Raw genomic sequence first — 13,105 nt, 5'->3', positions numbered from 1 at the left:
TCGTCTGACGAGTCCGTCGGACGGATGACGCCGCCTTACGGACTCTGCCTCATGGTCTCCTGCGCCGTCGCGGAGCGGAGAGACGACGGTGACTTCTGCAGAATCGTCGACCGGTGCGCCTCACGGCATGTTGCGCACGCGCTCCCAGGCGGCGGTGAAGTTCGGCGCCTTGTCGGGACGGCAGGGCAGCGCGCGCTTGGGGTTGGGGTCGTCGATGAAGGCGTCGCGCAGGCGGGCGGCGCAGGCATCCTGCACCACGACGCCGTGGCCCTGCGCCCGGAACACGACATTGCGCGAGGCCGAGAGAGTCTTCGCGGCCTCGCGCGCCCAGGGCGGCGGCGTCAGCCAGTCGTAGCCGCCGCTCAGCAGCAGGGTCGGCACGTCGGATTTCACCGGCTGGCGCTCATCGGCCGGTGCAGGCGTGACGCGCCACACAGGACAGAAGGTCGGCGATTTGCTCGACTTGGCGTTCAGTCCGTAGACCCCGTTGCTCTCGATCGCCTTGCGCCGGGCGGTGCGGTCGACCATCGGCCAGGTCTCGCGGCATTCCACGCTGTTGTAGAGACCGTCGAACTGCTGGGCGTTCTGCTCCAGCAAGCCGCCATCGTCGGCCTCGAGATCTTCGGCGTAGAGCTTGAGCAGCCGCAGGTCGCCGCGCTGCGCCGCGGCCACGGTTTCGGGAATCGCGGCGACCTCGCCCTCCCGCATCATGTTCAGCAACACCATCAGCACCTGGGTGCCGTCGAGCGAGACCGGGTGCGGGCCGTCCTCGAGCGTGAGCGCGAGCTCGATCGGCGTGCGTTGCGCCGCGTCGATCAGACCCTCGACGGCGGCGCGCAGGGTCGGGTGGCGTTCGCGGCAGACGGTGTCGGCGGCGCAGTCGGCATACAGCTGTTCGAAGGCGCGCCGCACGATCGCCGGCTCGTTCTGCTCGCCGTTGACCTGGGGCGGATAGACGCCGTCGAGCACCGCCGCCCGCACCAGATCGGGATGCCGGCGCATCACCTCGAGCGCCCAGCGGGTGCCGTAGGACACGCCATAGATGTTGATCTTGGTCTGGCCCAGCGCCGCGGCGAGGTCGGCCACGTCGTCGGCCAGGGCCGGCGTCGCGTACATGCCGAGATCGATCTTGCGGCGGTCCAACCCCGCCCGGCAGCGCGACAGGATCTCCCGCTCCTGCTGCTCGGTCACCGCACGCCGGCGTGCCCGGCCCGGGTCGGAGCTGCGCGTGTCGAAACAGTCGAGATTGGGTGTCGACCCGCCGGCGCCGCGCTGGCTCAGGATGACGACGTCGCGGCGGCGGCGGATGGCGGCCGTCTCGTTCCACCAGTCGCCTTCGCTCAGCGCATCCGCGCCCGGCGTCGAGGCGACCAGCGGCGAATCGCCGGGGCCGCCGGACAGGTAGACCATCGGCTCGACGCCGGCGGTGCGCTTGGCCTTGAGGATCGCCACCTTCAGCTTGATCTCGCGGCCCTGCGGCTGCTCGCGATTCTCCAGCACCGTCAGGACGAAGCATTCGACCCTGTCGCCGCGCGGCGGCTTGAAGGTGCAGCGCTCACGGTCCAGTCGCGGCGCCGCCTCGGCGCTTCCTGCCAAAAGCATCAGGAATGCTGCCAAGCCGCACAGGAACCGCAGTCGCACCATGGATATGTTCTGCCACATCGAAGCTTGTGACGGCATGAAGTAATTCTATGGAAACCATAAGGCAGGATGTCTTGCCAGTTGGGTCATGCCGCCTCAGGTTGCGGCCATGACCCAACGCTCCTATTGGACCGCCGTCTGGTGCGGCTTCCTCGTCCTCACCATCGGCCTTGGCGTCCGCCAGAGCTTCGGCATCTTCCTCAAGCCGATCTCGGCCGAGCTCCATGTCGGCCGCGAGCTCTTCTCCTTCGGCACCGCGCTCTCGATGCTGCTGATGGGCGCCATCGCGCCCTTCTCGGGTCGGCTTGCCGACCGGTTCGGTTCGGCCCCGACCATCGCCGGCGGCGGTGCGATCTATGTTCTGGGCATGATCGTCACCGCCACGATGCACGACGGCTTCATGCTGATCGTGGGCAACGTGCTGGTCGGCATCGGCCTGTCGGCGGCGACCTTCGGCCCGGTCCTCGGCGTCATCCTGCGCGTCGCCCCGCCCGCCAAGCAGGCGCTGGCGGTGGGCATCTGTTCGGCCGGCGGTTCGTTCGGCCAGTTCTTCATCGTGCCGCTGGCCGCCGTCCTGCAGAACTATTTCGGCGACTGGCGCCCCACCATGTGGGCGCTCACCATCCTCGCCCTGATCATGATCGTGCTGCCGCTCGGCCTCAACGACCGCAAGGAGATCGCGGCCTCCAAGCGCGGCAGTGGCGGCAACCAGAGCACCGGCGAGGCGCTGTCCGAAGCCTTCGCGCAACGCAGCTACGTGCTGCTGGTGGTCGGCTACTTCGTCTGCGGCTTCCACGTCGCCTTCGTCGGCGGCCACCTGCCGGCCTACATCTCCGACAAGGGGATCGGCCTGTCGCTGTTCGGCATCAACCTGTCGCCGGCCGAGCTGGGCGGCTGGGCGATCGGCATGGTCGGCCTGTTCAACATCGCCGGCGCCATCCTGTGGAGCTCGATGGGCAACCGGTTCAAGCGCAAGAACCTCCTGTCGACGCTCTACCTGCTGCGCTCGCTGGTCTTCCTGGGCTTCGTGCTGGCGCCGCTGTCGGCCGCCTCGGTCCTGATCTTCGCCGGCGCGCTGGGCTTCCTCTGGCTGGGCACGGTGCCGCTCACCACCTCGCTGGTCGGCTACATCTTCGGGCCGGTCCACGTCACCATGCTGAACGGCATCGTCTTCTTCGGCCATCAGGTCGGCAGCTTCTTCGGCGGCTGGGGCGGCGGGCGGCTGTTCGACCTGCAGGGCAACTACGACATGATGTGGTGGATCTCGATCGCGCTCGGCCTCGTCTCGGCGGCCCTGCACTACCCGATCGTCGAGGAGCGGCTGATCCGTCCGGCGGCGATCCCGCAGCCAGCATGACGGACGGCCCGACCACCCGTTGGCGTCCCGTGCTGCTGTGGGGGCTGGCCAGCCTGGTCGCGGCCGCGACGGTCCTGTCGTTCGTCCTGTGGGGCCTGAACGGCCCCGCCTATCTCGTGGACCTGATCGCGGCTTATTGCCTGTAGCATTTGCGTCCCCATCGGACTGGGGAGGGATTCCTTTATAAACCTCGCCCTCCGGCATGCGACATGCAAATACCAAGGGGTCATGGCCCGGAACCCAGGGGTGCGACACTGGCTTCGATTGTTTCGTTTATTTCGTTTGTTTCGTTTGCGTGGCCTGACGACGTCATCGGAACGCAGAGTCGGAGCGAGCACGCGATCGAGGGAGAGGCGGCCGCGACGGTCCTGTCTTTCGTTCTGTTGGGGCTGAACGGTCCTGCATATCTCGGGGACCTCATCGCGGCCTATTGCCTGTGATCGGGAGCAGCTAACCTCACACCGTGCGCAGCGCCGGACGCTGCCGCGGTGAGCCGGGGGGAGCGAGGAATGCCGACAGCACGACTGGACCAGGACGTCTTTGCCGCGGGCGGCACGGTCGCCACCGACTGGGCGCAGGCCGGCGGCAACGCCCAGGTCACCATCGCCGCCGGCGCCCAGGTCCGGCGCGGCCTCAATCTCGATCTCGGCATCCAGGCTCTGGCCAGCATCGATGCCAGCGTCGGCAGGTTCCTGAGCGCCGAGGTCTCGGGCCAGGCCAGCGCCTCGGCTTCCGTGACGGCGCAGATCCAGGCGCCGATGAACCTGTTTCAGGAGATCGGCTTCGCCGTTCGCCTGCAGGCGATCGCCGAGCTGGCAGCCGCGGTTCAGGTCGGCCTCGGCCTGAAGATCGGCGACTTCCTGGAGCTGGCCGAACGGGACCAGCAGATGCGCGGTCTGCCGATAGAGCTGCTGCGGGTGTTCCTGTCGGAAGTCAACATCAAGGCTGGCGTCTACGCCAAGGCCGCCCTGACCGCGCAGGCCTACGCGCAGCTGGTCGTCACCGGCACCGCCATCGCCCAGCCCGCGAAGAACATCAAACCCGGCTTCAACATCGTGGCCGGGGCAGGTGTCGGGTTGAAGGCCGGCGCAGGTTTCCGCGTGTTCGCCGCAATGGAGATCGACGATTTCAGCCGGTTCGTCGCCCGCTCGGTCGACGTTCTGGTCGAAAAGACATGCGACGAACTCAAGGACAACCTGCCCTCCGACAGCGTTGCGCCGCGGATATTGATCGACGCCGCCCGACCTGTCTTCAAGACGGTGCTCCGTACCTCCTACGAGCTGGGTGAATACCTTGCCCTGAATGCGCCCGCGGCAACGGCATCAGGCGCTCAGGATGTAGCCCTGCGTTGCGCCCAGGTCGCCCTGGAGGAAGGTCAGCGCTTCCTACTGAAAGGCCTGACGGACGCCGGCTTCTCGGCGCTTGAAGCCACGCTCCGAACCTGGGTGGCGGCCCTCTCGCAGACCCAGTGGGATCGGACCCTGTCGGCGCGGCGCTCCCTCGCGAGCCACCTGCAGGCATTTCCCGCAGAACCGTTCGAGGGGACGCCCGCAAACGAAATCTACTGGAACACCCTGGTCGCCCGTCTGATCGACCTGACTGCCGCCGCGCTGGGCGGCACGGTCGACGCCCAGACGCAGCGCCTGATCTCCGTCCTGTGGTCGGCGGCGCAACTCGCCCTGGTTGCCAATCGCCGGGTGGTCCGCGCCGATGCCCGCTTGAGCGTCATCGGCCAGCCGCCGCGACAGGCCAAAGCCGCCTTCTCCGGCAACCTGACGACACAGCCGCCGACGCTGGTCCGCGATCACATTCGCAGCTCGCTGCCGTCGCCGCCCGCCGCCGGCGCGCTCAAGCTCGATCACATCGTCGAATTCCTCGCCGCCGACGCCGCGCTCGACTTCCTGCGGCAACACGAACCCGGAGTGGATCGCTTCCTGACGGCCATGACCGGCCCGCTCGGGTCCGCGGCCAACGACGTCGGACGCACGATCCTGCGCAACATCGGCAGCGTCATCGCCAGCGGCTCCGGTCAGCCCGATGCGCAGGCGACCCTCGCGGCAATCGCCGACGGGCTTCGGACGTTCATGTCCGAGCACATCCACGACGAGCTGGCGCCGGTCCTGCGTAATCGGCTGGCATCGCGTCCCGACCTCAGAAGCTATTTCGACGAAGTCTTCCTGCCGACGACCGACTTTACGCTGGGAACGGTATTCGGCGTCGTCCTCGACTGGTCGCGGCGCGGCGCCGACCGCGAAGCGCTGAAGGAGGCCCTCTCCGGCGTGCTGATGAAGCTGGTCGGCCGCAGCCTCGTCGTCACAACCGACATCATGCTGGCCACGGCGCAGGCGCAGATGCACGGCATCCTCAACGGCCTCGCCGATAGTGTCGACGCACCGAACGGCATCGTGAAGCAACTGTCGAAGGTCGCCAATCTGCCGGTGCCGGTGAGCGAGATCGCCGAACTGACAGCCGACGCGTTGCGCATCGGCGCCGAAGTTCTGGGGCCGCTCGACGAGGCGCAAAGGTCGAAGATCCGGTCCCTGATGTACGAGGTCATCGATCCTCTGCCGAGCACGGCCGGCGCCGGCTTCCTGCAGGAACTCGGCGACGGCGCCTTCATCCCCAACAACGAAGCCATGATGGCGTTGGCGGCCGAGCTGGCGGCAGTCGGCGGCGAACGCTTCCTGCAATTCGTCGCGAAGCTGATCGAACTGATCGGCACCAAGATCCTGGAAGAGCTGGCCGAAGTGCTGGAGACCGCGCAACGCCAGGTGCAGCAATGGATCGACGATGCCCAGCAGGCGCTCGAAGACATGCAAAGGCAACTCGGCCAGCTCCTCGCCGATATCGAGCGGCTCGCCCGGGAGGTCGCCGAACGGTTCGACCAGGCGGCCGAAAGCCTGCTGGGCGCGCTTACACCGCTGGCCACGCGCTCCGGGCGCCGCAAGTTCAAGTCAAAGCTGGCGGCCGAAATCGTCGACCAGGCACTGGCGGCGCTGACCGACAATCACGTCTATCGCACGCTCGCACCACCCGACTTGAAGCGCGCCATGCGGGGCATGGCGCGCGATGCCGTCGAGCAAGCGCTCGACAACGACGTGATCGACGGCGTGCTCGATATCGTGGGCGGACTGGCAGAAGAACTCGACTCGATCATGGACGACGTCCGCGAACTCGATCCCGATCGCGATCTTGCCCAGCAGATCGGCAACCTGGTGATCAACCGGCTCACCGACGCGATCTACGACAATCTCGGCCGGGATCCGCACATTCGGGTGGCCTTCGACGTTGATGTCCTGGGCGTGCGCTACCGGATTTCCCTGGGCCGCGTCGACGTTCCCGTGGAAGCCATCGTCGATGGTCTGCGACGAGCGGTGCGCGACCTCGATGCTTTCGAGGATGCCGTCCGCGATGCCGCCCAGTCACTGTCCTCGGCCTTCACCAAGGAAGTTCGACTTCAGGAAGTGGAAGCCGAGCGCGCGGATGTCGGCGCAAAGAGCGAGCGTCTCAGGCGACAACGGACGGCTCTCGAGGCAGCGCCGCGCGGTGTCCGGATCCTCTCGCCGACGCCCGGTGCAGCGGCCAATGGCGAGGTGCGCATTCGGATCGAAGTCCAGGGCCTGTCGCGCGAGGCCGTGCTCGACGAGGACGACCGCCCCGATCCGGTCCACGTCTTCCTCAATGGCCGGGAGCTGCCGCTGACGTCCTTCTCCGTTGCCGAACTGGGACCGGCGCCGGAGGCGACGTCCGACGTCGCCCGCAAGGCAAACCGGTTCGATCCGCGCGCAGACCTGGCACTGTGCCCGCACTGGGCCGCGTCGAAGCTGGACAGGACCGGCGCAAAGGGCACGCCGCGAGGCGGACTGCGAGCGCTCGACGCGAGCCTGGTGAAGGGCCAGTCGCGCAAGACCGACAAGTTCCCGTTCACCATGTCCGGGGCCGACGCCCTGGCCACGGTTCGCGTCAACCGGCTGGCCGCTCTTGCTGCGGCCGCGCCGGGAGCGGCGCGTATACGGTCGGCCGCGCCGAAACAGGCCGAGCCGCCGATGCCGCCGGCACGGCGCGGTGAACGGCGCTTCGGCTCGCCAATCACCGTGACCCAGATCGACCGGCTCACAGTACTCTCCCCGCTCGGCATCGTTCTGTCCTGCACGGTCCCCGGCGCCGGGCTCGAAGAGGGCATCAACACGCTGATCGTGTCGATCACGCCCGCTGGAGGGCAACGTGTCGAAGCATCCTGCGCGTTCTTCGTCGAAGGCGCAGCCGCGCGACCGGCCAAGCCGAAACCGGGGGAAAGCCGCCTGCCGCGGAAGAACCCGCGCAGCATTCGCGATCTGACGCCCCAGAAAATCGCCGGCAAGTTCGCCCTCCCTCCGAAGAAGGATCGGCTGAAGATGGTGGCGGCGCAGAAGAAGGCGATCGTCGACCGCGGCCTGAAGAAACGGGCCACACTGATGGCGGCCCTTCCCCCTGCCGTGAAGCTGAAGCGGCCGCCCGCCATCGTGCGGCCCGTCACGCCGAAGCCGGGAGTGTAGCGCCATGACGACGATGGACATGATCATCGCCCTGCTGAACCTTCCCGGCCAGGTGCCGGCAGAAACGCGGGAGGCACGGACGAGGCGTTTACTGGAAAGCGGAAGCAGGTCCAGCGCGATCGGTACTATCGACGCCTGGCTCCAGTCGCCGTCGGCGAAGAAGGAATGGCACATGGAACCCGACGCCTTCGCCGCACGCCTCAAAGTGCTTGTCGAAGCGCCGTACAAGCTGGCCCAGAGCGGCTACCCCTGGTGCACCTACGCATCCGTACTGATGTGCCTGTTGCGACGCGACCCGTCCAACGTCGTCGACTACGCGCTCAAGCTCTACAATACCGGCAAGATCGGTCTCGGCAGGATCACCGGCGAAGTCTCTTCCGACCTGCGCGACTTCGATGTCGCGCGGTATCTGCATCGGGAGTTGAGCAAGAAGCCGCCCAACGGCAAGACCCACTACGCGCAGCCCGTCGACTTCATGCTGATGGCGGGGCTTTGCAGCCGCGAGATGAACGGCCTCATCGAATTCGACGGCCCGATAGACGATTTTAAGGCCTCCCCGCCCATCGACGACCTCACGCCCACCAAGAACCTGATGCTGGCCAGCGGCATCTACGCATCGGTGACGGCGACCAAGATCAACCCTTCGGACACGGATGCCGCCGTACAGGCGCTGATCGCGCCATCCTCGGAACAGGACATCCTGCTCGTCGCGCCCATGTCCTATTTCGTCGATGGCCTCAATTTCATTCCGAGCTTCAACAAAATCGGTCGACACATCGTGCCTGTCGTCGGAAACGACGGCACCAAGCTGGCTTTCTGGAGCTGGGGAGACCAGCCGATTACATCGCTGGGCATGACGGACGACGGCAGCCTGGCGCCGCCGACGCTGGACGGCGTGACCGGCGGCTACTCCATGAGTATCAATATTCCCGAACTCAAGAAGACGGTGACCGACAGCAAGGCTTCTCGCTGGGTCATAACCGCAACCCTCAAGCCGGCGTAGAGACGACGCCGGCCCGAGAGGTCACAGCACGAACTTCGAGAGGTCGGCGTTCTTGGCCAGCTCGCTGACATGCGTGCGGACGTAGGCGGCGTCGATCTCGATCTTGGTGTTCGGTTTGTCGGAGGCGGTGAAGCTGATTTCTTCCAGCAGCTTCTCCATCACCGTATGCAGCCGGCGCGCGCCGATATTCTCGACCGTCTCGTTGATGTCGGCCGACAGCCGCGCCAGCTCGTCGATCGCGTCGGACGTGAAGTCGAGCTCGACCTTCTCGGTCGCCAGCAGTGCCTTGTACTGCTTGACCAGGCTGGCCTCCGGCTCGGTCAGGATGCGGCGGAAATCCTCCTGGCTGAGCGAGGCCAGGCTGACGCGGATCGGCAGGCGGCCCTGCAGCTCCGGCAGCATGTCCGAGGGCTTGGCGAGATGGAACGCGCCCGAGCAGATGAACAGGACATGGTCGGTCTTCACCGGCCCGTGCTTGGTGTTCACCGTCGTGCCCTCGATCAGCGGCAGCAGGTCGCGCTGCACGCCCTCGCGGCTCACGTCGCCGCCGCCCCGGTATTCGCTGCGCGCGGTGATCTTGTCGATCTCGTCGATGAAGACGATGCCGTTCTGCTCGACCATGTCGCGCGCCTCGCGAACCACCCGCTCCTGGTCGAGAAGCTTGTCGCTCTCCTCGCGCAGCAGGGTCTGGTGGCTGTCGGCCACGGTCATCTTGCGCTTCTTGGTGCGGCCGCCGAACGCCTTGCCCAGCATGTCGCCGATATTGATCATGCCGACCGATGCGCCGGGCTGGCCCGGCACCTCGAACTGCATCGGTCCGCCCGAATCGGCGACCTCGATCTCGATCTCGCGATCGTTCAGCTCGCCGGCCCGCAGCTTGTGACGGAAGCGCAGCTTCGTCTCCTCACTGGCATTGGCGCCGCACAGCGCGTCGATGACGCGTTCCTCGGCCGCCAGTTCGGCCTTGGCCTTCACGTCCTTGCGCAGGCTCTCGCGCGCCATCTCGATGGCGGCTTCCATCAGGTCGCGCGCGATCTGCTCGACGTCGCGGCCGACATAGCCGACCTCGGTGAACTTGGTCGCCTCGACCTTGAGGAACGGCGCGTTCGTGAGCTTGGCCAGGCGGCGCGCGATCTCTGTCTTGCCGACGCCGGTCGGGCCGATCATCAGGATGTTCTTGGGCAGCACCTCGTCGCGCAGCGAATCGGAAAGCTGCAGGCGGCGCCAGCGGTTGCGCAGCGCAATGGCCACGGCGCGCTTGGCCTCCTGCTGGCCGACGATGTGCTTGTCGAGCTCGGAGACGATCTCGCGCGGGGAAAAGTCGTTACTCATGGCCTGTCAGAGCTTCTCGAGGACGATGTTGTGATTGGTGTAGACGCAGATGTCGGCGGCGATCTTCATCGACTTGCGCGCGATCGCCTCGGCATCGAGCCCCTCCACGTCGATCAGCGCCCGTGCGGCCGAGAGGGCGTAGTTGCCGCCCGAGCCGATGGCGATGATGCCGCCCTCCGGCTCGAGCACGTCGCCCGTGCCGGACAGCAGCAGCGAGACGTCCTTGTCGGCCACCGCCATCAGCGCCTCGAGCTTGCGCAGGTAGCGGTCGGTGCGCCAGTCCTTGGCGAGTTCGATCGCCGCGCGCAGGAGCTGGCCGGGATGGCGCTCCAGCTTGGCCTCGAGCCGTTCGAAGAGGGTGAAGGCGTCGGCCGTGGCGCCGGCGAAACCCGCGATGATCTGGCCGTTGCCGATTCGCCGGACCTTCTTGGCGTTGCCCTTGACGATGGTCTGGCCCATCGACACCTGGCCGTCGCCGGCCATGACGACCTGGCCGTCCTTGCGAACCGAGAGGATGGTCGTGGCATGCCAGCCCGGACCGGAGGAACTGTCTGATTGTGCGGAAGACATGCGCCCTAAATAGGGATTCACAGCCACAAATCAATCGTGGTCTCCGGCCCGCGCAGGCGGCGTGCTAACGTCGGCGCATGAGTGAATCAGCCCAGAGCGACCCCGTCATCGTCATTGGCGCCGGTATCGTCGGCGCCGCCACCGCCCGCGCCCTGCAGCGCAACGGCCACAAGGTGACGCTGCTCGACAGCGCCGAGCCCGGCAACGCGACGTCCTTCGGCAATGCCGGCTTCCTCTCCGTCGACAGCCTGATCCCGCTGGCGCGGCCGGCCACCCTGAAGAAGGTGCCGCAGATGCTGATGGACCGGAACGGGCCGCTCACGGTCCATCCGCCCAGCCTGCCATGGCTGCTGCCCTGGATGGCGCGCTTCGCGCTGGCGGCGATGAGCCCGACCGAGGTCCAGAAGGGCAAGGACATGTTCCGGCCGCTGATGCTCGAGGCCGACATCGCCTGGAAGGCCGAGATCCAGGCCTCGGGTCTCGGCGAGCTGTTCCGCACCCGCGGCGCGCTCTACGTCTACGAAAGCGAGGCGTCGTTCCAGGGCACCGACGAGATGCGCGGCCTGCAGTCGGGCAAGGGCACCGAGTTCGAGATCGTCGACGGCAACCGGGCGCGCGAGTTGGCGCCGGGCCTGAGCCCGACCATCGTGCGCGGCATCCACTATCCGAACGGCACGCACACGATCGATCCGCACAAGGTGGTCGCGACCCTGGTCGAGCGGTTCACCGCCGAGGGTGGCACGGTCGTGCGCGGCCGCGTGCGCGGCTTCCGCCGCGACGGCAACCGCGTGACGGCGGTGCAGCTCACCGACTCGGAGCTGCCCGCCAGTGCGGTGATGATCTCGGCCGGCCGTGCTTCGGGCGAGCTGACGCGCCTGCTGGGCTTCAACGCGCCGCTGGTCGCCGAGCGCGGCTATCATGTGATGGTGGCGCCCGACAATGTGCGCTTCGACCTGCCGGTCAGCCCGCCCGAGCGCGGCCTGTTCTTCACGCCGATGACCGAGGGCCTGCGCATCGCCGGCACGGTCGAGCTGGCGGCGCCGCACCAGCCGCCGTCCTGGCATCGCGCCGACCTGCTGAAGAAGCACCTCAAGGACATCTTCCCCGGCGTCGGTGGCGTCGAGCAGAGCCGCTGGATCGGCGAGCGCCCGACCCTGCCCGACTATCGCCCCGCCATCGGCCGCGCGCCGCGTCTCGCCAACGTCTATTGCGGCTACGGCCACCAGCATCTCGGCCTGACGCTGGCCACCGCGACGGGCCGCCTGATCGCCCGCCTGATGGAAGGCGAGCAACTGCCGAGCGCGCTGCAGGCCTGCGATCCGGGACGATTTGGCTAGAGTCTTTCCGGGCGAGATTGAATCGAACCGAACGTCCCAACGCTGACCTCACCCTGAGGAGCGAATGCAGTGAGCGTCTCGAAGGGTGGGCACGCGCACCCCGTCTGTTGCCCATCCTTCGAGACGCCGTGCTTCGCACGGCTCCTCAGGATGAGGTGAATGGTCAAATTGAGATGGAACGTCTCTAAGCGTTTGGGGGAAGCGAAAGGTCCCTCGCTGCGCTCGGGATGACAAATTTGCTGGGTTGGCGCAGTGCGCCGCTGCAGAAAACGCTGTCATCGCGGGCGGGGTAACCCCCGCCCTGGAGCGTAGCGAGGGACCTTTGATTCACATGAGAGATTACGCCGCCTGAGCCTGCTGCCGGAACGCCGTGAGGCTGCCGGCGTGGAGCAGTTCGCTGGGCAGGACATGGCCGACGATGCGTTCGGCCATGCGGCCGACCTCGATGAGCTTGTCGAGATCGACACCGGTATCGACGCCCATTTCCTCGCAGAGCAGCACCAGCTCCTCGGTCGCGATGTTGCCGGCCGCGCCCTTGTGGGCGGCGAACGGACAGCCGCCCAACCCGCCCACCGTCGAATCGAAGGCGCTCACGCCCATGCGCAGGCCGGCATGCGCGTTGGCCACGCCCATGCCTCGCGTGTCGTGCAGGTGCAGCGTGATCTTCTGGTCCGGCCAGCGTTCGCGCACCGCGCCGACCACGCGCTCGATGCGCGGCGGCACCGCCCAGCCCATCGTATCGGCGAGACCGATATCGGTGATCGTCGCACCGGCTTCCTCGGCCAGCGCGAAGCCGTCCGCCAGGCCCTGCAGCACCTCGTCGACCGTGACCTCGCCCTGGAAATTGCAGCCGAAGGCCGCCATCACGCCGATGCGCGTGACCGGAATCCCGTTGGACAGGTGCAGCGCCGTCTGGGCGCGCATCGCTTCCATGTTCTGGGCGCGGCTGCGATGCAGGTTCTTGTAGCTGAACCCCTCCGAGGCGCTGAGCGCGATCGAGCCGTAGAGCTTGAGCTTGTCGCGGAACTTCAGCGCGCGGGCCAGACCCTTGTCGTTGAACCACAGGGCGGTGAAGTCGACGCCGGGTTTCGTGCGCACCCGTTCGACGACCTCGTCCGCATCGGCCCAGCCGGGCACGATGCGCTGGCTGACGAAGGAGCAGATCTGGATGTGATGCAGGCCGGTTTCGGCCAGAGCCTCGATCAGCTCGATCTTATGATCTGAAGAGATCGGTCCCGGCTCGATCTGGAAACCCTCGCGCGGGCCTTCCTCGTGGATCTCCACCTTCTTCGGCAGATCGCTCATGTTCCGCTCCCGTCCCCTGATTCAG

At 67.0% G+C, this 13,105-nt stretch carries 9 protein-coding genes; 5 read left to right on the top strand and 4 right to left on the bottom strand.

What is annotated here, in order from left to right; translation table 11 throughout:
• Positions 1-120: 120 nt before the first annotated feature.
• A complete protein-coding gene (locus ACP15H_RS25360) occupies positions 121-1,680 on the bottom strand; it encodes an alpha/beta fold hydrolase (RefSeq protein ID WP_425068907.1) in 1,560 nt (519 codons plus the stop codon).
• Positions 1,681-1,750: 70 nt separating this feature from the next.
• Here ACP15H_RS25360 and ACP15H_RS25355 point away from each other — a divergent pair, with 70 nt between their 5' ends.
• From ACP15H_RS25355 to ACP15H_RS25340, 4 genes are all read left to right on the top strand, one after another.
• Complete coding sequence (locus tag ACP15H_RS25355; protein ID WP_425068906.1) at positions 1,751-2,998, top strand: MFS transporter; 1,248 nt, start codon at positions 1,751-1,753, stop codon at positions 2,996-2,998.
• On the top strand, positions 2,995-3,144 hold the full coding sequence (locus ACP15H_RS25350) for a hypothetical protein (RefSeq protein WP_425068905.1): 150 nt from the start codon (positions 2,995-2,997) through the stop codon (positions 3,142-3,144). The genes ACP15H_RS25355 and ACP15H_RS25350 overlap by 4 nt, the downstream gene beginning before the upstream one ends.
• Positions 3,145-3,507: 363 nt before the next feature.
• On the top strand, positions 3,508-7,533 hold the full coding sequence (locus ACP15H_RS25345; RefSeq protein ID WP_425068904.1) for a hypothetical protein: 4,026 nt from the start codon (positions 3,508-3,510) through the stop codon (positions 7,531-7,533).
• Positions 7,534-7,537: 4 nt separating this feature from the next.
• Positions 7,538-8,536: a hypothetical protein gene (locus tag ACP15H_RS25340; RefSeq protein ID WP_425068903.1), complete on the top strand. Its 999-nt coding sequence runs from the start codon at positions 7,538-7,540 to the stop codon at positions 8,534-8,536.
• Between the two features lie 21 nt (positions 8,537-8,557).
• Here the strand turns inward: ACP15H_RS25340 and hslU are convergent, their stop codons facing one another.
• Both hslU and hslV read right to left on the bottom strand, forming a co-directional pair.
• Entirely contained in the window at positions 8,558-9,868 is a 1,311-nt protein-coding gene (hslU, locus tag ACP15H_RS25335; RefSeq protein ID WP_425068902.1) for an ATP-dependent protease ATPase subunit HslU, read from the bottom strand.
• Positions 9,869-9,874: 6 nt separating this feature from the next.
• On the bottom strand, positions 9,875-10,438 hold the full coding sequence (gene hslV, locus ACP15H_RS25330; protein WP_230550175.1) for an ATP-dependent protease subunit HslV: 564 nt from the start codon (positions 10,436-10,438) through the stop codon (positions 9,875-9,877).
• Positions 10,439-10,515: 77 nt separating this feature from the next.
• Here hslV and ACP15H_RS25325 point away from each other — a divergent pair, with 77 nt between their 5' ends.
• On the top strand, positions 10,516-11,775 hold the full coding sequence (locus tag ACP15H_RS25325; protein ID WP_425068901.1) for an NAD(P)/FAD-dependent oxidoreductase: 1,260 nt from the start codon (positions 10,516-10,518) through the stop codon (positions 11,773-11,775).
• Between the two features lie 339 nt (positions 11,776-12,114).
• Here ACP15H_RS25325 and ACP15H_RS25320 read toward each other — a convergent pair whose 3' ends face one another.
• Positions 12,115-13,080 carry a hydroxymethylglutaryl-CoA lyase gene (locus ACP15H_RS25320; RefSeq protein WP_425068900.1) on the bottom strand — a complete coding sequence of 322 codons (966 nt, stop codon included), beginning with the start codon at positions 13,078-13,080 and terminating at the stop codon, positions 12,115-12,117.
• Positions 13,081-13,105: the final 25 nt, after the last annotated feature.

It is taken from the genome of Reyranella sp. (assembly GCF_965249915.1).
In the GTDB taxonomy this organism is placed as follows: domain Bacteria; phylum Pseudomonadota; class Alphaproteobacteria; order Reyranellales; family Reyranellaceae; genus Reyranella.
This window is presented reverse-complemented; position numbering and strand designations above follow the sequence as displayed.